Source organism: Reyranella humidisoli (assembly GCF_019039055.1).
Classification (GTDB): Bacteria; Pseudomonadota; Alphaproteobacteria; order Reyranellales; family Reyranellaceae; genus Reyranella; species Reyranella humidisoli.
In genome coordinates, this window is the sequence record NZ_JAHOPB010000003.1 from 420,201 (window position 1) to 444,381 (window position 24,181).

Annotated in this window: 22 protein-coding genes and 2 tRNA genes; all 24 read right to left on the bottom strand. The window is 65.1% G+C overall.

All coding sequences use genetic code 11. The features are described from left to right. Positions 1 to 18: 18 nt before the first annotated feature. The 24 genes from KQ910_RS25470 to tig all read right to left on the bottom strand — a co-directional run bounded on the left by KQ910_RS25470 (position 19) and on the right by tig (position 24,175). Positions 19 to 1,671 carry a ribonuclease J gene (locus KQ910_RS25470; protein WP_216966612.1) on the bottom strand — a complete coding sequence of 551 codons (1,653 nt, stop codon included), beginning with the start codon at positions 1,669 to 1,671 and terminating at the stop codon, positions 19 to 21. After that, positions 1,668 to 2,438, bottom strand: a complete 771-nt coding sequence (locus KQ910_RS25475; RefSeq protein WP_216966614.1) for a type III pantothenate kinase — start codon at positions 2,436 to 2,438, stop codon at positions 1,668 to 1,670. The genes KQ910_RS25470 and KQ910_RS25475 overlap by 4 nt, the downstream gene beginning before the upstream one ends. A gap of 12 nt (positions 2,439 to 2,450) precedes the next feature. Beyond that, complete coding sequence (locus KQ910_RS25480) at positions 2,451 to 3,176, bottom strand: biotin--[acetyl-CoA-carboxylase] ligase (protein ID WP_216966616.1); 726 nt, start codon at positions 3,174 to 3,176, stop codon at positions 2,451 to 2,453. Positions 3,177 to 3,181: 5 nt separating this feature from the next. After that, entirely contained in the window at positions 3,182 to 4,627 is a 1,446-nt protein-coding gene (nuoN, locus tag KQ910_RS25485; protein WP_216966618.1) for an NADH-quinone oxidoreductase subunit NuoN, read from the bottom strand. 19 nt (positions 4,628 to 4,646) lie between these two features. Beyond that, a complete protein-coding gene (locus tag KQ910_RS25490) occupies positions 4,647 to 6,161 on the bottom strand; it encodes an NADH-quinone oxidoreductase subunit M (protein WP_216966619.1) in 1,515 nt (504 codons plus the stop codon). Positions 6,162 to 6,168: 7 nt separating this feature from the next. Then, on the bottom strand, positions 6,169 to 8,136 hold the full coding sequence (nuoL, locus tag KQ910_RS25495; protein ID WP_216966621.1) for an NADH-quinone oxidoreductase subunit L: 1,968 nt from the start codon (positions 8,134 to 8,136) through the stop codon (positions 6,169 to 6,171). 12 nt (positions 8,137 to 8,148) lie between these two features. Beyond that, positions 8,149 to 8,457, bottom strand: a complete 309-nt coding sequence (gene nuoK, locus KQ910_RS25500; RefSeq protein WP_216966623.1) for an NADH-quinone oxidoreductase subunit NuoK — start codon at positions 8,455 to 8,457, stop codon at positions 8,149 to 8,151. After that, the gene (locus KQ910_RS25505) at positions 8,457 to 9,071 is read right to left on the bottom strand and encodes an NADH-quinone oxidoreductase subunit J (RefSeq protein WP_216966625.1); all 615 of its coding nucleotides are present in this window, start codon (positions 9,069 to 9,071) and stop codon (positions 8,457 to 8,459) included. The genes nuoK and KQ910_RS25505 overlap by 1 nt, the downstream gene beginning before the upstream one ends. 22 nt (positions 9,072 to 9,093) lie before the next feature. Then, complete coding sequence (gene nuoI / locus KQ910_RS25510) at positions 9,094 to 9,582, bottom strand: NADH-quinone oxidoreductase subunit NuoI (RefSeq protein WP_068196346.1); 489 nt, start codon at positions 9,580 to 9,582, stop codon at positions 9,094 to 9,096. Positions 9,583 to 9,595: 13 nt separating this feature from the next. Then, complete coding sequence (gene nuoH, locus KQ910_RS25515; RefSeq protein ID WP_216966777.1) at positions 9,596 to 10,621, bottom strand: NADH-quinone oxidoreductase subunit NuoH; 1,026 nt, start codon at positions 10,619 to 10,621, stop codon at positions 9,596 to 9,598. A gap of 16 nt (positions 10,622 to 10,637) precedes the next feature. Next, positions 10,638 to 12,686 carry an NADH-quinone oxidoreductase subunit NuoG gene (nuoG, locus tag KQ910_RS25520; protein ID WP_216966627.1) on the bottom strand — a complete coding sequence of 683 codons (2,049 nt, stop codon included), beginning with the start codon at positions 12,684 to 12,686 and terminating at the stop codon, positions 10,638 to 10,640. Positions 12,687 to 12,701: 15 nt separating this feature from the next. After that, positions 12,702 to 13,985, bottom strand: coding sequence for an NADH-quinone oxidoreductase subunit NuoF (gene nuoF / locus KQ910_RS25525; protein WP_216966629.1), 1,284 nt, complete (start codon positions 13,983 to 13,985; stop codon positions 12,702 to 12,704). 4 nt (positions 13,986 to 13,989) lie between these two features. Next, positions 13,990 to 14,571 (bottom strand): complex I 24 kDa subunit family protein, encoded by a 582-nt coding sequence (locus tag KQ910_RS25530; protein WP_216966631.1) that lies wholly within the window; start codon positions 14,569 to 14,571, stop codon positions 13,990 to 13,992. An 11-nt stretch (positions 14,572 to 14,582) separates the two neighbouring features. Next, a complete protein-coding gene (locus tag KQ910_RS25535; protein ID WP_216966633.1) occupies positions 14,583 to 15,767 on the bottom strand; it encodes an NADH-quinone oxidoreductase subunit D in 1,185 nt (394 codons plus the stop codon). 1 nt (position 15,768) lies between these two features. After that, the gene (locus KQ910_RS25540) at positions 15,769 to 16,398 is read right to left on the bottom strand and encodes an NADH-quinone oxidoreductase subunit C (RefSeq protein ID WP_216966635.1); all 630 of its coding nucleotides are present in this window, start codon (positions 16,396 to 16,398) and stop codon (positions 15,769 to 15,771) included. Continuing rightward, the gene (locus KQ910_RS25545) at positions 16,398 to 16,931 is read right to left on the bottom strand and encodes a NuoB/complex I 20 kDa subunit family protein (RefSeq protein WP_068198875.1); all 534 of its coding nucleotides are present in this window, start codon (positions 16,929 to 16,931) and stop codon (positions 16,398 to 16,400) included. Before KQ910_RS25545 ends, KQ910_RS25540 begins: the two co-directional genes overlap by 1 nt. Then, positions 16,922 to 17,287, bottom strand: a complete 366-nt coding sequence (locus KQ910_RS25550) for an NADH-quinone oxidoreductase subunit A (RefSeq protein ID WP_068198877.1) — start codon at positions 17,285 to 17,287, stop codon at positions 16,922 to 16,924. The genes KQ910_RS25545 and KQ910_RS25550 overlap by 10 nt, the downstream gene beginning before the upstream one ends. A 45-nt stretch (positions 17,288 to 17,332) precedes the next feature. Continuing rightward, positions 17,333 to 17,409: transfer RNA gene (locus tag KQ910_RS25555), tRNA-Asp, on the bottom strand. 140 nt (positions 17,410 to 17,549) lie between these two features. Further along, positions 17,550 to 17,624 (bottom strand) — tRNA-Val (locus KQ910_RS25560). Positions 17,625 to 17,658: 34 nt separating this feature from the next. After that, a complete protein-coding gene (locus KQ910_RS25565) occupies positions 17,659 to 17,931 on the bottom strand; it encodes an HU family DNA-binding protein (RefSeq protein WP_216966636.1) in 273 nt (90 codons plus the stop codon). 176 nt (positions 17,932 to 18,107) lie between these two features. Next, positions 18,108 to 20,507: an endopeptidase La gene (gene lon, locus KQ910_RS25570; RefSeq protein ID WP_216966638.1), complete on the bottom strand. Its 2,400-nt coding sequence runs from the start codon at positions 20,505 to 20,507 to the stop codon at positions 18,108 to 18,110. Positions 20,508 to 20,681: 174 nt separating this feature from the next. After that, a complete protein-coding gene (gene clpX / locus KQ910_RS25575; protein ID WP_068198887.1) occupies positions 20,682 to 21,953 on the bottom strand; it encodes an ATP-dependent Clp protease ATP-binding subunit ClpX in 1,272 nt (423 codons plus the stop codon). A gap of 144 nt (positions 21,954 to 22,097) precedes the next feature. Then, positions 22,098 to 22,748 (bottom strand): ATP-dependent Clp protease proteolytic subunit, encoded by a 651-nt coding sequence (locus tag KQ910_RS25580; RefSeq protein ID WP_216966640.1) that lies wholly within the window; start codon positions 22,746 to 22,748, stop codon positions 22,098 to 22,100. 77 nt (positions 22,749 to 22,825) lie between these two features. After that, complete coding sequence (gene tig, locus KQ910_RS25585; RefSeq protein ID WP_216966642.1) at positions 22,826 to 24,175, bottom strand: trigger factor; 1,350 nt, start codon at positions 24,173 to 24,175, stop codon at positions 22,826 to 22,828. Between the last annotated feature and the right edge of the window lie 6 nt (positions 24,176 to 24,181).

Below are 24,181 nucleotides of genomic sequence, written 5' to 3' on the forward strand. Positions count from 1 at the left end.
TCCAGCGGCTGCGCGCCTTTAGATGCGTACGATGTGAACGTCCGTCAACGGCTTCTTGCCGAGGTGCGCGCGCACGACGCGCCGCACGGCCTGGCGGGCCCCCTCCTCGATCCGCCGGTCGTCCGAGCGCTCCGCGGCGCTGAGGTCGGCCAGCATCTCGGACAGCGCCTCCACGATGGTCTCCTCGAGCTCACCGTCCGCGTCGTCGATGCCCCGCAGCGACACCTTGGGCGGTGCGAGGGCCTTGCCCCGCCTGTCGACCACCAGGGTAGCCGCCGCCGCGCCGTTCCACAGGAGCTTGCGGCGCTCGCGCAGCGATTCGCCGTCCAGCGGGATGAGCCCGTCGCCGTCGCGCGCCAACCGGCCGGAAAAGACGTGATCGATGATCTCCGCCGGCCCTGGCGCCAACCGCACCAGCGTGCCGTTCGGCGCCACGATCGTCTCCGGCACCTGGCAGGCCCGCGCGAGGGCGGCATGCTCCATCATGTGACGGACCTCGCCATGGACCGGCAGGGCGATCTTCGGCCGGACCCATTGATAAACCCGCACCAGTTCGTCGCGCGCCGGATGGCCCGAGACGTGGATGTCGGCCTCGCGGTCGGTGATCACCTTCACGCCGCGCGCAATCAGCGCATTCTGCAGGCGTCCCACCGAATGCTCGTTCCCGGGAATGACGCGGGACGAGAAGATCGCGGTGTCGCCAGCTTCCAGCATGAGGTCGCGATGCTCGCCGCCCGCCAGCTTGGACATCGAGGCGCGCGGCTCGCCCTGGCTGCCCGTGCAGATGAACAGCACCTTGTCGCGCGGGAGGTAGCCGGCCTGCTGCTCGGGCACGCATTCGGGAAAGTCGAGGAGGTAGCCGCACTCGCGCGCCGCCTCGAGCATGCGTGTCAGGGCCCGGCCCGACAGGACCGGATGGCGCCCGGCCGCCACAGCGGCGAGCGCCACGCTCTCGACGCGGGCGAGGTTCGACGCGAAGCAGGTGACGGCCACCCTGCCCTTGTGTCCCTGGATCAGCTTCTCGAGGTTGGCGCGCACCTTGGATTCGGAGCCGGCCTCGCCCTCGACGAAGACGTTGGTGCTGTCGCAGACCATGGCAAGCGCGCCTTCGTCGCCGATGCGCTTCAGCATTGCCTCGTCGGTGAGCTCGCCCAGCAGCGGCTCGGGATCGATCTTCCAGTCGCCGGTGTGGAAGACCGTGCCGAACTTCGTGCGGATCGCCAGCGCATTCGGCTCGAGGATCGAATGCGTCATGGTGATCATTTCGAGCGAGAATGGCTTCAGGTCGAACTTGCCGCCCAGCGGGATCTCGGTGACCGGCACCACGTCGCGCAGGCCGGCATCGATCAGCTTGCGCTTCAGCACCGAGGCCGCGAACGGGGTCGCATAGACCGGCGCCTTGAGCCGCGGCCACAGGTCGGCGACGGCGCCCAGATGATCCTCATGGGCGTGCGTCAGGACGATCCCGACAAGATCGGCGCGGCGCTCCACGATGAACTCCGGATCCGGCATCACGACCTCGACGCCGGCCATCGAGCTGTCGGCGAAGCCGATGCCGAGATCGACCATCAGCCACTTGCCGGCCGTGCCGTAGAGGTTGAGGTTCATGCCGATTTCGCCGGCACCGCCCAGGGCGAGGAACAGCAGTTCGTCGTTCGACGGGACGGTCATCCGCGGTTGCGCCGCCAGATCTCCAGCAGGCCGAGCGACATCAGGTCCGGCTCGATGAAGTCGAACAGCCCGATCTCGTCCTTGAAGACGCTGGCCAGGCCGCCGGTCGCGATCACCTTCATGGGCTCGCCGTACTCGGCGCGGATGCGCTTGATCAGGCTCTCGATCAGGCCGACATAGCCCCAGAAGATGCCCGACTGCATGTTGGCCACGGTATTCTTGCCGATCACGTGGGCCGGCTTCTCGACCCGAATGCGCGGCAGCCGCGCCGTCATCAGGTAGAAGGCCTCGATCGTCAGCTCGACGCCGGGCGCGAACACGCCGCCGATGAAGTTGCCGTCCTGGTCGGCGAGGTCGAAGGTCGTGGCGCTGCCGAAGTCGATGGTGATCAGCGGCCCGCCGTACTTGGTGTGACCGGCGATCACGCCGACCAGCCGGTCCGCGCCCGCCTCGGCCGGTCGGTCGATCAGCACCTTGATGCCGAGATCACAGTCGGGCTCGCCGACGATCAGCAGCTTGTTATGAAAGTAAGTCTCGCAGAGGCGGCGCAGGTGCGGGTTTACCGCCGGCACGACGCTGGCCAGGATGGCGCCCTTGATGGACTTCGGGTCGAAGCCCTGCAGGTTCATGAGTTGCGTGACCCATGCCGCATATTCGTCGGCCGTGCGCTTGGATTCTGTGCGCAGCCGCCACGCGGCGACGATCCGGTCCTTGTCGAAGATGACGAACTTCGAGTTGGTGTTGCCGACGTCGATGGCAAGCAGCATCCCGTTCTCTCCTCAGGCCGCCCGGCCCAGCAATTCACCCGACACGATCTTGCGGGGACCGTCCGCGGTCTCCAGCAAAAGCGCGCCCTCGCGGTCCAGTCCGGCGAACCGGCCCCGCACCAGGCCCTCGCCCAGCCTCACGTCGACCTCGGCGCCAAGCGGCCCCGCCTTCGCAAGCCACTCCGCCCGGACAGTATCGAAGCCGTCGCGACGCCATTGCGCCAGCCGTGCCGCCAGAGCCCGCGTCAGCCCTTCCAGGGCCGCCTCGACGGAGCCGCCCAATGAGGCACCGGGATAGCGCATGTCGGGAAGCACCGGTGCAAAGCTCACGTTCACGCCGATGCCGGCCACGACATGCTCGACCAGCCCGTCCTGGCCGATCGCGCTCTCCAGCAGGATGCCGGCGACCTTGCCGCCGTCGACCAGCACGTCGTTGGGCCATTTCAGGCGCACGGCGCGACCGGGCGGAACGATGTCACCCACCGCAAGCGCGGCCACGAAGCCCAGCTCGGCCGCACGCTGGGCCGCACAGGCCGGCCGCAGGACCGTGGTGCTGTAGAGATTGCCGACGGGCGACGACCAATTGCGGCCCCGGCGTCCTCGCCCACCCGACTGCTCGCGGGCCCAGACGACGGTGCCTTCCGGGGCACCGCCGTCGGCGAGCCGAATCGCTTCGTCGTTGGTACTGCCGACGCTGTCGAGCGCAACCAGCGTCCACCCGTCCGGCAGGACGGGCATCGAGGTCACGGGAACAGGCCCTTGGCGGCCGCCGTGGCGATCGAGCTGAGGGGCTGGGGAGCCAGCGAGAACACGGCGATCAGGAATGCGGCGACCAGTGCGACCACGCGATTGACGCCGAAGGCCGGCCGGTCGATGGCCTCGCCCGGCGGCTCGTCGAAGTACATCACCTTGACGATGCGCAGGTAGTAGTAGGACGCCACGACCGACGCCAGCACGCCCAGCACCGCCGGGACGAAGAGCTTGGCCTCGACGGCGGCCATGAAGATGTAGAGCTTGCCCCAGAAGCCCGCGAGCGGCGGGATGCCGGCCAGCGAGAACATGAAGATCAGCATGCCCAGCGCCATCATCGGCTGGCTGCGCGCCAGGCCGGCGAGGTCGGAGACCTGCTCCACCATGATGTTGCGGCGCTTCATCATCAGGATCGTGGCGAACACGCCCAGCGTCATGACCATGTAGATGGCGAGGTAGAACACCACCGACTGGATGCCCTTCTCCGTGCCGCTGGCCACGCCCAGCAGCACGTAGCCTACATTGCCGATCGACGAATAGGCCATCAGTCGCTTGATGTTCTGCTGACGCAGCGCGGCGAAGGCGCCCAGCGCCATCGACAGGACGGAGGCCACGACGATGATCTGCTGCCACTGCGCGAACAGCGGCTTGAACGGGCCCATCAGGACCGAGACGAGCAGCGACATGGCCGCGATCTTCGGGGCGACGGCGAACAGCGCCGTGACCGGAGTCGGCGCGCCCTCGTAGACGTCGGGGGTCCACATGTGGAACGGCACGGCCGAGACCTTGAAGGCGAGGCCGGCGACCACGAACACCAGGCCGATGATCACGCCGATTTCCGTGGCGCGGCCGTCGGCCAGCGCGCCGGAGATCTGGACGAAGGCCGTGCCGCCGCAGAAGCCGTAGATCAGCGACGAGCCGAACAGCAGCATGCCCGAGGCAACCGAGCCCAGGACGAAGTATTTGACGCCCGCCTCGGTCGAACGAACGCTGTCGCGCTGGAAGGCGGCGATGACGTAGAGCGCCAGCGACTGCAGTTCTAGGCCGACATAGAGCGCCATCAGGTCGTTGGCCGAGATCATCAGCATCATGCCGAGCGTGGCCAGCGCCACGACCAGCGGATACTCGAAGCGCCAGGCCTTCGCCTGCTCGAAATAGGCCCGCGACATGAGGATGGCCAGAGCCGAGCCCACCAGCACCAGCGCCTTCATGGTCGCGGTCAGGCGGTCGACGATGAACAGCGAGGAGAAAGCCGTACCCTCGCGATACGGCAGGAACAGCAGCGCGGCCGTCACCAGCAACGCCACCGAGGTCGCGACCGACACGAAGGCCGTGGCGATCTCGCCGCGCACGACGCCGTAGATCAGCAGCAGAGCGGTGGCCGCCGCGAGGAAGATTTCCGGGCGGGCCAGTGTCCAGTTTTCGAGACCGACAATCATGTTCATCACTCCCGGCCGCTCACGGCGCCAGCGCCGCGGTACGGGCGAGCTTCAAAGCCGCCTGATAGTCGCCGACCAGCTTGTCCACGGCCGGCGCCATCGGATCGAGGAAGGAATTGGGATACACGCCCATCCAGATCGTGAGCAGGATCAGCGGCACGAAGATCGCGATCTCGCGCTTGTTCATGTCGAGGATGCCCTTGAGCGAATCCTTGGTGAGCTCGCCGAACACGATCTTGCGGTAGAGCCAGAGCGCATAGGCAGCGCCCAGGATCAGACCCGTCGCCGCCAGGAACGCCACCCAGGTGTTGGCCTTGAAGGCGCCCAGCAGAACCAGGAATTCGCCGACGAAGCCCGACAGGCCGGGCAGACCGACGCTGGCCAGGGTGAAGAACAGGAAGGTGAAGGCATAACGCGGCATACGGTGGACGAGGCCGCCATAGGCCGCGATCTCGCGCGTGTGCATGCGGTCGTAGACGACGCCGACGCAGAGGAAGAGCGCCGCCGACACGATGCCGTGGCTCAGCATCTGGAAGATCGAGCCCTGCACGCCCTGTACGTTCATGACGAAGGCGCCGATCGTCACGAAGCCCATGTGGGCGACCGACGAATAGGCGATCAGCTTCTTCATGTCCTCCTGCACCAGCGCGACCAGCGAGGTGTAGATCACGGCCACGATGGACAGGCCGAAGACCAGCGGCGCGAAGTACTGCGTCGCCTCGGGGAACAGCGGGATCGAGAAGCGCAGGAACCCGTATCCGCCCATCTTCAGCAGCACGCCGGCCAGGATGACCGAGCCCGCCGTCGGCGCCTCGACGTGCGCGTCGGGCAGCCAGGTGTGGACCGGCCACATCGGCACCTTCACCGCGAACGAGGCGAAGAAGGCCAGCCAAAGCCAGCACTGCCAGGTGAACGGCAGGTCGAGCTTCTCCATCGCCGTCGGCAGGTCCGTGGTGCCGACCTGCCAATAGACGGCGATGATCGCCAGCAGCATCAGCACCGAGCCGAGCAGCGTGTAGAGGAAGAACTTGAAGGCCGCGTAGACGCGCCGCTTGCCGCCCCACACGCCGATGATCAGGAACATCGGGATGAGGACGCCCTCGAAGAACACGTAGAACAGCGCCAGGTCGAGCGCGCAGAACATGCCGACCATGAAGGTCTCGAGCACGAGGAACGCGATCATGTATTCCTTGACGCGGAGCTTGATCGATTCCCAGCTCGCCAGGATGCAGATGGGCGTCAGAAGCGTCGACAGCAGCACGAAGAACAGCGAGATGCCGTCGATGCCGGCGTGATAGCCGATGTTCAGCGACGGGACCCAGGCGACCTTCTCCTCGAACTGAAAGCCCGCCTTGGTCGGGTCGAAGCGGACCCAAAGAAGCAGCGAGATCAGGAAGGTCGCCGTCGTCGTGACAATCGCAACGCTGCGGCAATTGCGGTCGACGGCCTCCTTGGGGCCGTTGACGATCAGGCAGAACAGCGCCCCCACCAGCGGCAGGAACGTGACCAGGGAAAGGATAGGCCAGCTCGACATCGGGGCCTTACCTCGCCGACAGCATGAAGTAGGTGACCAGGCCGGCGACCCCGACCAGCATCACGAACGCGTAGTGATAGAGATAGCCACTCTGGAAGCGCATCAGCATGCCCGCCATGTCCTGCGCTCGCGCGGCGATGTTGTCCGGGCCGAGCCCGTCGATCGTGGCACCGTCGCCCTTCTTCCAGAGGAAGCGGCCGATCGCCAGCGAGGGCTTTACGAACACAGCGTCGTAGAGCTCGTCGAAGTACCACTTGTTGTAGAACAGCGCGTGCAGGCGCGGGAACGCCTTGACCGTGCGGTCCGGCAGGTCGGTGCGAACCACATAGTAGTAGTAGCTGAGAGCAATGCCGGCGATGGCGCACGCCAACGGCATCAGCTTCACCCACAGCGGCACCTCGTGTGCGTGATGCAGCACCTCTGCCGTCGCCTTCACGGCAATGGAGTTGCCCCAGAAAGCCTGCCAGTCGTGGCCGACGAACCAGTTGTAGCCGACCAGACCGGAGAACGCGGCGCCGATGCCCAGCACATAGAGCGGGATCATCATGACCACCGGCGACTCATGGGCATGATCCCAGGTGTGATGGTCGCCGCGATACTTGCCGTAAAAGGTCATGAACATCAGGCGGGTCGAGTAGAAGGCCGTCATGAAGGCCGCGACCACACCCATCCAGTACGCGATGACACCGACCGTCGTGTGCACGCCGTAGGCAGACTCCAGCATGATGTCCTTGGAGTAGAAGCCGGCGAAGCCCAGACCGTTTCCGAACAGGAACGGGATGCCGATGCCCGAGAGCGCCAGCGTGCCGACCCACATCAGGATGAAGGTCTGCGGCGCCTTCTCTCGCACGCCACCCATCTGGCGCATGTCCTGTTCGTGGTGGAGGCAGTGGATCACCGAGCCCGAGCCGAGGAACAGCAGCGCCTTGAAGAAGGCGTGGGTCGTGAGGTGGAACATGGCGGCCGAGTAGCCGCCCACGCCGCAGGCGAAGAACATGTAGCCGAGCTGGCTGCAGGTCGAATAGGCGACGACTCGCTTGATGTCGAACTGGGTCAGGCCGACTGTCGCCGCGAAGAAGGCGGTGGCCGCGCCAACGAGGGTCACGATCATGGATACGATCGGCGCCAGTTCGAACAGCGGCGACAGGCGGCAGACCATGAACACGCCGGCGGTCACCATGGTGGCCGCATGGATCAGCGCCGACACCGGGGTCGGGCCTTCCATGGCGTCCGGCAGCCACGTGTGCAGGCCGAGCTGGGCAGACTTGCCCATGGCGCCGACGAACAGCAGCAGGCAGGCGGTCTCGAGCGCCGGCAGGTCCATGCCGAGGAACTGGATGCGCATCTGCGCCATCTGCGGTGCCTTGCCGAAGATCTCCTCGAAGCCGACCGAGCCCGACAGCATCCAGACGGCGAAGATGCCGAGCGCGAAGCCGAAGTCGCCGACCCTGTTCACGATGAAGGCCTTCATCGCCGCCGCATTGGCCGAGGGCTTGTCGTACCAGAAGCCGATCAGCAGGTAGGATGCGAGGCCCACGCCTTCCCAGCCGAAGAAGAGCTGTACCAGGTTGTCGGCCGTCACCAGCATCAGCATGAAGAAGGTGAACAGGCTGAGATACGCCATGAAGCGCGGGATGCTGGGATCTTCCTCCATGTAGCCGATGGAGTAGATGTGGACCATCGACGACACGCCCGTGACGACGATCAGCATGACGGCGGTCAGCGTGTCGACGCGCAGCGCCCAGGCGATGTCGAGGGTCCCGGATTCGATCCAGGAGAACAGCTTCACGACGATCAGCTTCTCGGTGCCGAAGCCGATCTTCACGAAGACGAAGACCGAAAGAGCCGCCGCGATCAGCAGGGCCGCGCAGGTCACGATCTGCGCCGGGCGGGCGCCGATCACGCGGCAGAAGAGGCCCGCGATCGCCGCCGCAACCAGCGGCAGGAAGACGATGAGCTTGATGGCGAGATCCATGATGAGTGCGCCCTAGCCCTTCATCGCATTGATGTCTTCGACCTCGATCGTTCCGCGGTTGCGGAAGTAGACCACGAGGATGGCCAACCCGATCGCCGCTTCCGCGGCGGCCACGGTCAGCACCAGCATGGCGAAGATCTGGCCGACGATGTTGCCCTGGAAGACCGAGAAGGCCACCAGGTTGATGTTCACCGCCAGCAGCATCAGCTCGACGCACATCAGGATCACGATGACGTTCTTGCGGTTCAGGAAGATGCCGAGGATGCCCATCGTGAACAGCACGGAGGCGACGGCGAGGTAGTGGCTGAGACCGATCGTCATCACACGCCTCCCCGCGTCGGGACCTTGACCACCGTCATGGCCTGGTCCTTCGTGCGGTTGATCTGATCCCCCGCCTTCTGGCGACGGACGCCCGGCCGGCTGCGGAGCGTGAGCACGATGGCGCCGATCATGGCGACCAGCAGCACCAGCCCCGCGACCTGGAACAGGTAGAAGTACTGGGTGTAGAGCACCCGGCCGATGGCGCGCGTATTGTCGATCGCCGCCACCTGCGCGCCGTGGGCATTCAGGCCCGCGATCGTGGTCGAGCCGCTGCCGATGATCCCGACGCCCAGCAGCAGTTCGGCGAAGACGACCGCGCCGATCAGGGCGCCCACCGGGAAGTATTCGAGGAAGCCTTCCCGCAGCTCCGTGAGATTGATGTCGAGCATCATGACCACGAAGAGGAAGAGCACCGCCACCGCGCCGACATAGACGATGACCAGGATCATCGCGATGAACTCGGCGCCGATCAGCAGGAACAGCGCCGCGGCGTTGAAGAACGCCAGGATCAGGAACAGTACCGAATAGACGGGATTGCGCGACACCACGACCATGGCGGCAGCGGCCACCGTGATCGCAGCGAAGACGTAGAAGGCCAGCGCCTGGAGTATCATGATCTGTCTCCCCCGCCCCGGCTCAGCGATACGCCGCGTCGGAATGGAGATTGGCCGCGATCAGGCTCTCCCAGCGGTCGCCGTTCGCGAGCAGCTTATCCTTGTTGTACATGAGTTCCTCGCGCGTCTCGGTCGAGAACTCGAAGTTCGGCCCCTCGACGATCGCATCGACCGGGCAGGCCTCCTGGCAGAAGCCGCAGTAGATGCACTTGGTCATGTCGATGTCGTAGCGCGTGGTGCGGCGGCTGCCGTCGTCGCGCGGCTCGGCCTCGATGGTGATGGCCTGGGCCGGGCAGATCGCCTCGCACAGCTTGCACGCAATGCAGCGTTCCTCGCCGTTCGGATAGCGGCGCAGCGCATGCTCGCCGCGGAAGCGCGGGCTGAGCGGCCCCTTCTCGTAGGGGTAGTTCACCGTCACCTTGGGCTTGAACATGTACTTCAGGGTGAGGGCGAATCCCGCCACCAGCTCGGAGAGCAGGAAGGCGCGCGCGGTACGGTCGAGGGAAGCCATTTGGCGATTGCTCCTAGGGCTTCGGCAGCCAGCCGCCGAACGTCAGGACGGCAGCGGTGAGGACGACCCAGCCCAGCGAGACCGGCAGGAACACCTTCCAACCCAGGCGCATCAGCTGGTCGTAGCGGTAACGGGGCAGCGTGCCCTTGGTCCAGCTGAAGATGAACAGCAGGAAGGCGATCTTGAGGGCGAACCAGATGACGCCCGGCACGAGCGTGAATGGCGCATAGGGGATCGGAGAATGCCAGCCGCCCAGGAACAGGACCGCGCCCAGGGCCGACAGCAGGATCATGTTGGCGTATTCGCCGAGGAAGAACAGGCCGAACGTCATGGCCGAATATTCGGTGTGGAAGCCCGCCACCAGTTCGGCTTCCGACATCGGCAGGTCGAACGGCGTGCGGTTCGTCTCGGCCAGCGCCGAGATGAAGAAGATGACGAACATCGGCAGCAGCGGCAGCCAGTACCAGTTCCAGAACCAGCCGGACTGGGCGATCACCACATCCGAGAGGTTCAGCGAGCCGACGCAGAGCAGGACGGTGATCAGCACGAAGCCGATCGAGACCTCGTAGGACACCATCTGCGCGGCCGAGCGCAGCGCGCCGAGAAATGCGTACTTCGAGTTCGAGGCCCAGCCGGCGATGATGATGCCGTAGACGCCGAGCGAGGAGATCGCGAACAGGTAGAGGATGCCGACATTGATGTCGGCGATGACCCAGCCATTGTCGAACGGCACGACCGCCCAGGCGACCAGCGCCGTCATGAACGCGATCATCGGGGCAATGATGAACAGGATGCCGTTGGCACTCGACGGGATGATCGTCTCCTTGAGCACCAGCTTCAGCCCGTCGGCCATCGGCTGCAGCAGGCCGAACGGACCGACCACGTTGGGACCGCGGCGGAGCTGGATCGACGCCCAGATCTTGCGGTCGGCGTAGGTCATGTAGGCCACGGCCAGCAGCAGAGGCACGGTCACGGCCAGGCACTGCAGCAGGATCAGGATCGCGATGCCGAACCAGTTGGTCGTGAAGAAGGTGTGGATTTCGGCGTACATGCCCCTACTCCGCCGCCATGAGATGCGACCGCGAGGCCATGCAGTCGGCCATGGTCCGGGACGCGCGGCTGATCGGGCAGGTCATGTAGAAGTTCGGCACCGCCGACTTGAACGGCGCATCGGTGGCGGCGCCAGGCTTGCCGAACGAACCCCACGTCGCCGGCGCCTGCTGGTCGATGGCGGCGAAGACCTTGTTTACGGCTACGAGGCGCGAACGGACCTGATGCAGCGTGTCGTACGGCAGCGTCTTGCCCAGCCGCTCCGACAGGGCGCGCAGGATCGCCCAGTCCTCGCGGGCATCGCCCGGCGGATAGCCGGCGCGGCGGCCGACCTGAACGCGGCCCTCCGTGTTCACGTAGATGCCGGGCTTCTCGGTATAGGCCGCGCCCGGCAGGATCACGTCGGCACGATGGGCGCCGGCATCGCCATGATGGCCCTGGTAGATCACGAAGGCCTTGCCGAGCTTCGTCGTGTCGATCTCGTCGGCGGCCAGCAGGAAGACCGCGTCGATCTCTTTCTTCTGGCAGCCTTCGAGGATGCCGGCGACGTCGCGGCCACCCTCGCCCGGCACCAGGCCGAGGTCGAGGCCGCCGACGCGGGCCGCCGCCGTGTGCAACACGGCAAAGCCGTTCCAGTCCTCGCGCACCGCGTTCAGCTTCTCGGCGAGTTCGCGAGCCATCGCCAGGACGGCGCCGCCGTCCTCGCGCGCCAGCGCGCCCATGCCGACGATGATCAGCGGGTGCTTCGCGCCCTGCAGCTTCTGGAAGAAGTCGAGCTTGCCGTCGACCAGTTCGCGCAAGGTCGCGGGGCCGGCGCCGAGACGCGCGACCGGGTAAGTCAGGTCCTCGGCCGGGCCGATGCTGGCGATGGCGACGTTGCCGTGGACGTAGCGCTTGCGGATGCGCGCGTTCAGCACCGGCGATTCGGTGCGCGGGTTGGTGCCGATCAGCAGGATGGCATCGGCCTGGTCGATGCCGCGGACGCCCGGATTGAAGATGTAGCTGCCGCGAGGGCCGTCCAGCTTCGCGCCGTCCTGGCGGCAGTCGACGTTCGGCGAGCCCAGCGCCGTCATCAGGTCCTTGAGCGCCACCATCGATTCGGCGTCGCACTGGTCGCCGGCAATGGCAGCGATCCTGGCGCCGTCCATGCCATTCAGCTTCGCGGCGATGGCGCCGAACGCCTCGTCCCAGGTCGCCTCGACGAGCTTGTTGCCCTTGCGGACATAGGGGCGGTCGAGACGTTGGTGACGCAAGCCGTCGAGCGCGTGGCGCGTCTTGTCGGAGATCCACTCCTCGTTCACGTCATCGTTCAGGCGCGGCAGAATCCGCATGACCTGCGCGCCGCGCGTATCGACGCGGATGTTGGCGCCCAGCGCGTCCAGTACGTCGACCGACTCGGTCTTGGTGAGCTCCCAGGGGCGCGCCTCGAAAGCGTAGGGCTTGGAGGTCAGCGCGCCGACGGGGCAGAGATCCACAAGGTTGCCGGCCAGTTCCGTGGACAGCGCCTGCTCGACATAGGTCGTGACTTCCATGCTCTCGCCGCGCCCGGTGGCGCCGAGCTGCTCGACACCCGCGACCTCGGTCGCGAAGCGGATGCAGCGCGTGCAATGGATGCAGCGGTTCATCGAAGTCTTGACCAGCGGGCCCAGCTCCTTGTCGGGCACCGCGCGCTTGTTCTCGTGATAGCGGCTGCGGTCGAAACCGTAGGCCATCGCCTGATCCTGCAGATCGCACTCGCCGCCCTGGTCGCAGATCGGACAATCGAGCGGATGGTTGATCAGCAGGAATTCCATCACGCCCTTGCGTGCCTTCTGCACGGTCGGCGTCTGGGTGAAGATTTCCTGCTTGTCGGCAACCGGCAGCGCGCAGCTCGCCTGCGGCTTGGGCGGACCGGGCTTCACCTCGACCAGGCACATGCGGCAGTTGCCGGCGATGGACAGGCGGTCGTGGTAGCAGAAACGCGGGATCTCGACGCCCGCCAGTTCACAGGCCTGCAGGACCGTGATGCCGGCCGGCACTTCCAGTTCGACGCCGTCGATCTTGACCTTGGGCATTGACTGCTCCCCGCCCTACTCGGCCGCCAGTTTTTCGGTGCGCGCGCGGATGCGACGCTCCATCTCGGGGCGGAAATGCCGGATCAGGCCCTGGATCGGCCAGGCGGCCGCGTCGCCCAGCGCGCAGATCGTGTGGCCTTCCACCTGCTTGGTCACGTCCTCGAGCGCGTCGATCTCCTCGATCCGCGCGTTGCCCGTCACCATGCGTTCCATCACGCGCCACATCCAGCCGGTGCCCTCGCGGCACGGCGTGCACTGGCCGCAGCTCTCGTGCTTGTAGAAGTAGCTGAGCCGGGCGATCGCCTTCACGACGTCGGTCGACTTGTCCATGACGATGACCGCCGCGGTGCCGAGGCCCGAGCGCTGGTCGCGCAGCGAGTCGAAATCCATCAACTGGTTGTCGCAGATCGACTTCGGCAGAAGCGGCACCGAGGCGCCGCCCGGAATCACGGCCAGAAGATTGTCCCAGCCGCCGCGCACACCGCCGCAATGACGGTCGATCAGCTCGCGGAGGGGAATGCCCATCTCCTCTTCCACGTTGCACGGCTTGTTCACGTGGCCGGAGATGCAGAAGAGCTTGGTGCCGGTGTTGTTCGGACGGCCGATGCCCGCGAACCAGGCCGCGCCGCGGCGCAGGATGGTCGGCGCGACAGCGATCGATTCGACGTTGTTCACCGTGGTCGGGCAGCCATAGAGGCCGGCGCCGGCCGGGAACGGCGGCTTCAGCCGCGGCATGCCCTTCTTGCCCTCGAGGCTCTCCAGCAGCGCGGTCTCCTCGCCGCAGATATAGGCACCGGCGCCGCGATGGACGTAGAGGTCGAAGTCCCAGCCCGATCCGCAGGCGTTCTTGCCGAGCAGGCCGGCGTCGTAGGCCTCCTTGACGGCGGCGATCAGGTGCTGCGCCTCGTTGTAGAACTCGCCGCGCACGTAGATGTAGCCGGCGTTGGCGCGCATCGCGAAGCCGGCGACCAGGCAGCCTTCGATCAGCAGGTGCGGATCGTGACGCATGATGTCGCGATCCTTGCAGGTGCCCGGCTCGGACTCGTCGGCGTTCACGACGAGATAGTGCGGCCGATCCTTTACTTCCTTCGGCATGAAGGACCACTTCATGCCGGTCGGGAAGCCGGCGCCGCCACGGCCGCGCAGGCCGGATTTCTTCATCTCGTCGATGATCCAGTCGACGCCCTTGTCGAGGATTGCCTTGGTGTTGTCCCAGGCGCCGCGGGCGCGCGCACCGGCCAGTCGCCAGTCATGGACGCCATACAGATTGGTGAAGATGCGGTCCTTGTCGCCGAGCATCGTCCTACTCGCCCTTCAGCGTTGTCGGGCCGCCCTCGGGCGCCGACGTCTGGCGGTCCACCTGCGGTCCGGGCTTCGGCGTTTCGCCGCGGCGGAACGCATCGAGCACTTTGTTGATCGAGGCCTCGTCGAGATCCTCGTAGAAATCGTCGTTGATCTGCACGACCGGCGCGTTCACGCAGCCGCCGAGGCACTCGACCTCCTGCACGCTGAACGTCTCGCCGTCCGCGGCATGCTGGCAGGCCTTCATCACCGCATCCGAGCCGCGCAGCCAGCACGGCGTCGTGGTGCAGACCTGCAGCAGGTACTTACCCTTCGGCCGCAGCTGGAACATCGTATAGAACGTCGCGACCTCGTAGACGCGGATCGGCGCCATATCGAGGATGCGCGCCACCTCGTTCATCGCCGCGCGCGGCAGCCAGCCCTGCTGACGCTGCGCGAGGTCGAGCACCGCAATCACGGCGCTGGCCTGGCGACCTGGCGGATAGTGGGCAATCTGCTCCTCGACCTTCGCCATGTACTCGGGCGTGAAGGAAAAGTGCGCGACCTGAGGGACGTCCTTGGGGTCGGCGGTGATCATCGCCATCGCTTCGTCTCCTAGCGGTCGATCTCGCCGAACACGATGTCGAGCGAACCGATGTTCGCCGACATGTCGGCGAGCTGGTGGCCCTTGGTCATCATGTCGAGCGCCTGCAGGTGCGGGAACCCGGGAGCGCGGATCTTGCAACGGTACGGCTTGTTGGTTCCGTCGGACACGAGATAGACGCCGAACTCGCCCTTGGGGGCCTCGACCGCCGTGTAGGTCTCGCCCGCCGGCACCTTGTAGCCCTCGGTGTAGAGCTTGAAGTGGTGGATCAGCGCTTCCATCGAACCCTTCATCTCGCCCCGGCGCGGCGGCGAGATCTTGCGATCATCGACGCGCACCGCACCGCCCACCGTACGCAGCGCCTTTACGCACTGCTCCATGATGCGGACGCTCTGGTACATCTCTTCGATGCGCACCAGATAGCGTGCGTAGCAGTCACCGGTCTTGCCGACCGGGATGTCGAAATCCATGCGTTCGTAGACATCGTAGGGCTGCGACTTGCGCAGGTCCCACGGCAGGCCCGAGGCGCGGATCAGCGGGCCCGAGAACCCCCAGTCGAGTGCCTGCTCCGCCGAGACGACGCCGATGTCGACCGTGCGCTGACGGAAGATGCGGTTGTCGTTCAGCAGGTTTTCGATGTCCTTCATGAACGGATAGAACTGCTTGATCCATCCATCCATGGAATCGAGCATGCCATCCGGAAGGTCCTGGTGAACGCCGCCCGGCCGGAAATAGGCCGCGTGCATGCGCGAGCCGCTCACCTGCTCATAGTATTCCATCAGCAGCTCGCGCTGCTCGAAGCCCCAGAGCGGCGGCGTCAGCGCACCGACGTCCATCGCGAAGGTCGTGACATTCAGCAGATGGTTCAGGATGCGGGTGATCTCGGAGAACAGCACGCGGATGTACTGTCCCCGCTCCGGCGCCTCGATGCCCAGCAGCTTCTCGACGGCGAGCGCGTAGGCATGCTCCTGGTTCATCGGCGACACGTAGTCGAGCCGGTCGAAGTAAGGCACCGCCTGCAGGTAGCTCTTGTACTCGATCAGCTTCTCGGTGCCGCGATGCAGCAGCCCGATGTGCGGATCGCAGCGCTCGACGATCTCGCCGTCCATCTCGACGACGAGGCGCAGCACGCCGTGGGCCGCGGGATGCTGCGGCCCGAAGTTCATCGTCAGGGTCTTGATCTCGACGTCGGACATGTCAGTTCGCCTTCGCCGGTTCGGCGGCCTTTTCCTGGGCCTTCTCGTCACCCGGCAGGATCTGCGGCGCACCTTCCCACGGGCTGAGGAAGTCGAAGCGGCGGAATTCCTGGGCGAGCTTGACCGGTTCGTAGACCACGCGCTTCTGCACGTCGTCCCAGCGCAGCTCGACGAAGCCGGTCAACGGGAAGTCCTTGCGCAGCGGGTGCCCTTCGAAACCGTAGTCCGTCAGGATTCGGCGAAGGTCGGGATGATCGGAGAACCAGACGCCGTAGAGGTCGTAGGTCTCGCGCTCGAACCAGCCGGCCGAGCTGAACACCGGCGCGGCCGACGGCACCGGCGTCGTCTCGTCGGTCGCGACCTTCAGGCGGATGCGCTGATTTAGTTTCAGGCTGAGCAGATTGTAGACGACGTCGAAGCGCTTCTCGCGCTCGGGCCAGTCGACACCGCAGATGTCGATGAGCTGCTTGAACAGGCACTTCGGGTCGTCGCGCAGAAAGGTCAGGAGCGCCAGCACCTTATCCGGCGTCGTCTCGAGCATCAGCTCGCCGAGGCGCACTTCCGTCTTCGACGCCACGCCCGCCTGCGCCTGCGCGATATGGGCTGCCAGTTCCTTGAGGGCCTCGCTCATCAGCGCACCAGCGTGCCCGTGCGGCGGACTTTCTTCTGCAGCTGCAGAACGCCGTAGAGCAGCGCCTCGGCGGTCGGCGGGCAGCCCGGCACATAGACGTCGACCGGCACGATGCGATCGCAGCCGCGCACGACGGAGTAGCTGTAGTGATAGTAGCCGCCACCGTTGGCGCAGGAGCCCATCGAGATCACGTAGCGCGGCTCGGCCATCTGGTCGTAGACCTTGCGCAGCGCCGGCGCCATCTTGTTGGTCAACGTGCCGGCCACGATCATCACGTCGGCAGCGCGCGGGCTCGGCATCGGCGCGAAGCCGAAACGGTCGAGATCGTAGCGGCTCATCCAGCAGTGGATCATCTCAACGCCGCAGCAGGCCAGACCGAAGGTCAGGCCCCACATCGAACCGGTACGCGCCCAGTTCACCAGCTTGTCGAGCTGGGCCACGACGAAGCCCTTGTCGGCCAGTTCGTCATTGAGGGCCCGCGACAGCGCCGCCTCGGCGGCCGTGCCGGGCTTGGCCGGAGTGATCACTCCCATTCCAGGGCTCCCTTACGCCATTCGTAGATGAAGCCCACCGTCAGCACGCCGAGGAAGAGCATCATCGACCAGAAACCAAAGAGGCCGATGTCGCCCAGCGCCACGGCCCACGGAAACAGGAACGCGACTTCGAGGTCGAAAATGATGAAGAGGATCGCCACCAGATAGAAGCGCACGTCGAACTGTCCGCGCGCGTCGTCGAACGGCGCGAAGCCGCACTCGAAGGGCGACAGTTTCTCGGAGTTCGGATTCTGGCGGGCGATCAGGTACGACCCGCCGAGCATGGCGCAGACCAGCCCGAAGGCTAGTCCGAGGAAGATCAGGATTGGCAGGTATTCCCGCAGAAGAGCTTCCATCGCCACCCCTTGCGCCCTGTTTTTATGGGCTGCCAGTGTTTGGGCTGGCGCGAGCGACGGGACTCGAACCCGCGACCTCCGGCGTGACAGGCCGGCATTCTAACCAACTGAACTACGCCCGCTTTCTCAGCCCCAAACGGCGCGCGGAGAGATATAGGAGCGCCTTTGGAGTGTCAAGCATGTTGCACCCGCGAAAAGATGCACAAATGCCCGATATTTCAACGTGTTCCGTCCAAGACGTGACGACCAGCGAAACTGGGGCTGGTGGGCGATGACGGGATCGAACCGCCGACCGCTCCCGTGTAAAGGGAATGCTCTACCGCTGAGCTAATCGCCCGCCGAGGGTGGTAGCACAGCGAGGAGAAAAATGCCTAGTTGATCGCATCCTTCAGGGTCTTGCTGGCCTTGAAACGCGGCACGATGGCCGCCGGAATCTTGATCTTCTCGCCAGTCTGGGGGTTACGCCCCTCGCCTGCCTTGCGCTTGGTCACCTGAAACGTGCCGAAGCCGACCAGGAGGACCTTTTCCTTCTTCTTCAGCGACTTGGTAATCACCGTGAGGATCGAATCGACGGCATTTGCAGCATCGACTTTGGACAGGTTCGTCGAAGCGGCGACGGCGGCAATCAGATCGTGCTTGTTCACGGGCGAGCCTCTGGGTGGTCCGGCAGCCCTCAAGTGTAAGGGCGGCCGGAAAACGGCGTCAACGCCGGAGTACCACATTTTGTAGGTTTGGCCGATGATCGACCGCACCCGTTGCGTAAAAATGACGAAGCCCCGGATCGCTCCGGGGCTTCGCCTTTTGGTTTTCCCGAACGCGTCTAGTGCGCCCGGGCCGGCTCCACGCTTTCCGCCGGCTTTGGCGTCACGGCATCAAGGTCGTTCACCCATTCGATGGCGACCACCGGCTTCACCAGTGCCCGCGCGAGCACTTCGTCCACGGTCGAAACCGGAACGATCTCCAGGCCCTTCTTCACGTTGTCCGGAATCTCCGGCAGGTCGCGCTCGTTCTCCTTGGGGATGAGCACGGTCTTGAGACCGCCGCGCAGCGCCGCCAGGAGCTTCTCCTTGAGACCGCCGATCGGCATGACCCGCCCGCGCAGGCTGATCTCGCCGGTCATCGCCACTTCCTTGCGCACCGGAATACCGGTCAGCGCCGACACGATCGAGGTGACCATTCCCACGCCGGCGGACGGACCGTCCTTCGGCGTCGCGCCCTCGGGCACGTGGATGTGGATGTCGCGCTTCTCGAAGATGCTCGACTTGATGCCGAACACGTGGGCACGCGACCGGACATAGGCGTTTGCCGCCTGCACCGATTCCTGCATCACGTCGCCAAGCTTGCCGGTGACCGACATGCGGCCCCGTCCCGGAACCAGCACGGCCTCGATCTGCAGCAACTCGCCGCCGACCTCGGTCCACGCCAGCCCCGTCGTGATGCCGACCAGATCCTCGAGCTCGGCCTCGCCGAAGCGGAAGCGCCGGACGCCGGCATACTTGTCCAGGTTCTTGCGGCCGATCTTCACCTTGGATGCCCCCTTCATGAGGATTTCCTTGGTGGCCTTGCGGGCCAGGTTGGCGATCTCGCGTTCCAGGTTACGGACGCCCGCCTCGCGCGTGTAGTAGCGCACGAGGTCGCGCACCGCGTCGTCGTGGATCTCGATCTCGTTGGCCTTGAGGCCGTTCGCCTCGACCTGCTTGGGGATCAGGTGCTTGCGCGTGATCGCGACCTTCTCGTCCTCGGTGTAACCGGCGAGACGGATGATCTCCATGCGGTCCAGCAGCGGCTGCGCCATGCGCAGCGAGTTGGCCGTGGTGATGAACATCACGTTCGACAGGTCGTAGTCGATTTCGAGATAGTGGTCGTTGAACGTCGTGTTCTGCTCGGGGTCGAGGACCTCGAGCAGCGCCGAAGACGGGTCGCCGCGGAAATCCGCGCCGAGCTTGTCGATCTCGTCGAGCAGGAACAGCGGGTTCGAGGACTTCGCCTTCTTCATCGACTGGATGACCTTACCCGGCAGCGAACCGATATAGGTCCGGCGATGGCCCCTGATCTCGGCCTCGTCGCGCACGCCGCCCAGCGACATGCGCACGAAGTTGCGCCCCGTGGCCTTGGCGATCGACTTGCCGAGCGATGTCTTGCCGACGCCCGGCGGGCCGACCAGGCACAGGATCGGGCCCTTCATCTTGTCGACGCGCTGCTGGACCGCGAGATACTCGAGGATGCGTTCCTTGACCTTCTCGAGGCCGTGATGATCGGCGTTGAGAATGTCCTCGGCGTACTTCAGGTCCTTGATGATCTTCGTGGGCTTGCGCCACGGAATCGACAGCAGCCAGTCGAGGTAGTTGCGCACCACCGTCGCCTCGGCCGACATCGGGCTCATCGTCCGGAGCTTCTTCAGCTCGGCGTTGGCCTTCTCCTTCGCCTCCTTGCTGAGGCGAGTCTTCTTGATGCGCTTCTCCAGCTCGGAAATCTCGTCGCGACCGTCCTCGGTCTCGCCAAGCTCCTTCTGGATCGCCTTCATCTGCTCGTTGAGATAGTACTCGCGCTGCGTCTTCTCCATCTGACGCTTCACGCGATTGCGGATCTTCTTCTCGACCTGCAGGACGCCGATCTCGCCTTCCATCAGGCCGAGTATCCGCTCCAGCCGCTTCGACACCGAGTCGAGTTCGAGCAGCTGCTGCTTCTCGGCGACCTTGAGGGCGAGATGCGCGGAGATCGTGTCGGCGAGCTTGGCGGGGTCCTCGATCTTGTTGATCGAGACCACGACTTCCGGCGGCACCTTCTTGTTCAGCTTCACGTAGTTCTCGAATTCCGAGACCACGGTGCGCGCAGCCGCCTGAATCTCGGCGCCGTCGCCGGTCGACTCTTCCATGTCGACGGCCTGCGCCTCGAAGAAGTCCGGACGGTCGTTGTAGGCGGTGATCTTCACGCGGCGGCCGCCCTCGACCAGCACCTTCACGGTGTCGTCGGGAAGCTTCAGGAGCTGCAGCACCGTGCCGAGCGTTCCGATCGTGTAGATGTCATCGGGGCCGGGATCGTCCTGGCTGGCGTTCTTCTGGGCGATCAGCAGGATCTGCTTGTCGTCCTTCATGACCTCTTCGAGGGCCTTCACGCTCTTTTCACGGCCGACGAAGAGGGGAACGATCATGCCGGGGAACACGACGATGTCGCGCAGCGGCAGGACGGGGTAGACGGTTCCTTGAGTGGGGGCGTTCATGATGCCTCGCAACGTACGCTGTTAGAGCTACCCGCGCCGGGGCCGGCGATCCCCTGCGGGCGATCCTCGGCACGCGAACGCGCGCACTCGATGTCAGAGATTGGCCTGAACAGAGGGTTGTTCAAGGCCCGTCGGGAAGACCGCCGGCGACGGTTGTCGCCGACGCAGCAAAACTCAGGCCGGCGCAGCGGCAACGCCTTCTTTGCGCTCACCATGCACGTACAGCGGCTGGGCGCGACCCTCGATGACTTCCCGGTTGATCACCACTTCCTCGACCCCGTCGAGCGACGGCAGGTCGTACATGGTGTCCAGCAGGACGGTCTCCATGATGGACCGAAGCCCGCGGGCGCCGGTCTTGCGCTGGATTGCCTTCTGGGAGACCGCGCGCAGGGCATCGTCGGAGAACTTGAGCTTCACGTTCTCCATGTCGAAGAGACGCTGGTACTGCTTGAGCAGCGCGTTCTTCGGGCGCGTCAGGATCTCGATCAGCGCGACCTCGTCGAGATCGTCGAGCGTGGCGACGACCGGCAGGCGGCCGACGAACTCGGGGATCAGCCCGTAGCGCAGCAGGTCCTCGGGCTCGAGGTCCTTGAGGATTTCGCCGGTACGGCGATCCTCGGGCCCGCGCACTTCAGCGCCAAAGCCGATCGACGTGCCCTGGCGGCGCATCGAGATGATCTTGTCGAGGCCCGCGAAGGCGCCACCGCAGATGAACAGGATGTTCGTCGTGTCGACCTGCAGGAACTCCTGCTGCGGATGCTTGCGCCCACCCTGCGGCGGCACGGAGGCGACGGTGCCTTCCATGATCTTCAACAGCGCCTGCTGCACCCCCTCACCCGATACGTCGCGCGTGATCGAGGGGTTGTCGGACTTGCGGCTGATCTTGTCGACCTCGTCGATGTAGACGATGCCGCGCTGGGCACGCTCGACGTTGTAGTCGGCAGCCTGCAGCAGCTTGAGGATGATGTTCTCGACGTCCTCGCCGACGTAACCGGCTTCGGTCAGCGTCGTGGCGTCGGCCATCGTGAACGGCACGTCCAGCATGCGGGCCAGCGTCTGGGCCAGCAGGGTCTTGCCGCAGCCCGTGGGGCCGATCAGCATGATGTTGGACTTGGCGATCTCGACTTCGTTGGCCTTCCCGCCATGGCTCAACCGCTTGTAGTGGTTGTGCACGGCGACGGCGAGGATGCGCTTCGCCCGGTCCTGGCCGATGACGTAGTCATCGAGGATCTGGCGAATCTCCTTGGGAGACGGCACCCCGTCCTTGGATTTGACCAGGGTGGTCTTGCTCTCTTCCCTGATGATGTCCATGCAGAGTTCGACGCATTCATCGCAGATGAATACGGTCGGACCGGCAATGAGCTTGCGGACTTCATGCTGGCTCTTGCCGCAGAAGCTGCAATACAGGGTGTTGCGGGAATCACCCCCGGACTTGGCGGCTGGCATGTCTGTAACGCACCTCCGCTTGGGGGGCCCTACGACCTGCGGGCCCGCACACAAGCCTATGTTAAACGTGCCGCCCGGACGGCGACAACATCAAAATATGGTGTGCCGCCGTGCGAACAGGAAACAATTGGTCGCTTTTGCCGCCTAGGAGGCAGCAGCCTGGATGATGGTCGGGGTCGGCCGCTTCTCGAGCACATCGTCGATAAGGCCGAATTCCTTGGCTTCCTGGGGCGCGAAGAACTTGTCGCGCTCCATGGCCTGCTCGATCACCTCGATCGGCTTGCCGGTATGTTCGACGTACATCTGGTTCAGCCGCGAACGGGTCGCGAGGATTTCCCGCGCGTGGATCTCGATGTCCGTTGCCTGGCCCTGGGCGCCGCCCGACGGCTGGTGGATCATGATCCGGGCGTTCGGGAGCGCGAAGCGCTTGCCCTTCTCGCCCGCCGTCAGCAGCAGCGAGCCCATCGACGCGGCCTGACCATAGACCAGCGTCGAGATGTGTGGCCGGATGTAACGCATGGTGTCGTAGATCGCCATGCCGGACGTCACCACGCCACCGGGCGAGTTGATGTAGAACGAGATGTCCTTCGTCGGGTTCTCGGCTTCGAGATAAAGCAGCTGGGCGCAGATCACGCCCGCCACGTGATCCTCGACCGGACCGTTGAGGAAGACGATCCGTTCCTTCAGCAGCCTCGACCAGATGTCGTAGCCGCGTTCGCCGCGCGCCGATTGCTCGACCACCATCGGGACGTAGTAGTTGTTATGAACTTCCAGCGGATCGCGGTCGCGAATCATCGCGGTGGCCCCCTTGAGTAACGTTGCTTCAGAAAGTGGCAGTGCCGGTGGTCCTGTTCAAGGCCACCGGCTCAAGATCAGCCCGCCGCCTTTTCCGCGCCCTCTTCTTCCTGCTCGGCCTCACGGGCGACCTTGAGCAGTTCCTCCGGGGTAACCGACTTCTCGGTGACCTTGGCCAGTTCCAGGATAAAGTCGACCGTCTTCTCTTCGAAGATCGGCGCCCGGAGCTGGTCCTTCATCTCGGCGTTCTTGCTGTAGAACTCGAGCACCTGGCGTTCCTGGCCCTGGTAGCGCATGGCTTCGCGCATGACCGCCTGGTTGAGTTCCTCCGGCGTGACGTCGATGTTGTTGGAGCGGCCGACATCGGCCAGCAACAGGCCGAGGCGGACGCGGCGCTCGGCGATGTCGCGATACTCCTTGCGCATCTTCTCTTCGTCGTCCTCGACCTTCTGGCCGTTCTTCTTCGCTTCTTCGATGCGCTGCCAGATGGCGTTGAACTCGCCCTCGACGAGCCCGTCCGGCACGGCAAACTTCTGGGTGTCGGCCAGCTTGTCGAGGAGCTGACGCTTGATCATCCCGCGCGAAATCTGCGTGTAATCCTGGCCGATCCGCTCGCCCACCGCCTTGCGCATGGCTTCGAGGTTCTCGAAGTTGTTCTTCTTCGCAAGCTCGTCGTCGACCGGCTTGTCGACGAATTCCAGCACTTCCTTGATCGTGCACTTGAAGACGGCATCCTTGCCGGCGAGTTCGGGCGCGCCGTACTCGGCCGGGAAGGTCACCTTCACGTCGACCGGCTTGTCGACCTCGGCGCCGATCAGCTGGTCCTCGAAGCCCGGAATGAACGAGCCCGACCCCAGCTCCAGCACATAGTCCTGCGCCGCGCCGCCGGGGAACTCCACGCCGTCGACCGAGCCGATGAAGTCGACCTTGATGGCATCGCCCTTCTGCGCCGGACGCGGCGGATCGACGGGCTTCTGCTCGCGGTTGGCCTTGCCGATGCGCTCCAGCGCCTCGTCGATGTCCTTCTCAGGCACTTCGGCCTTGAGACGCTCGAGCTCGATGCCCGAGAAGTCGAGCTTGCCGATCTCCGGCAGCACTTCAACCACGACCTCGAACTCGACGTCCTTGCCCTCTTCGAGCTGCTTCAGGTCGACGCGCGGCTGCAGCGCGGGCCTCAGGCCGCGATCCTCGATCGCCTTTGCGGTGCTGGTGTTGACGGCCGCCTCGACGGCTTCGCCGAACAGCGCCTGGCCGTACTGCTTCTTGAGCAGGCCCACCGGCACCTTGCCCGGGCGGAAGCCCGGCAGCGCCGCGGTCTTGGCCATTTCGGCGAGGCGCTCGTCGATCTTCGCCGTGAGGTCGCCGACGGGGACGACGATCTTGAACTGGTGCTTCAGGCCTTCGGCCGAGAGTTCCGTAACTTGCATTGTCTC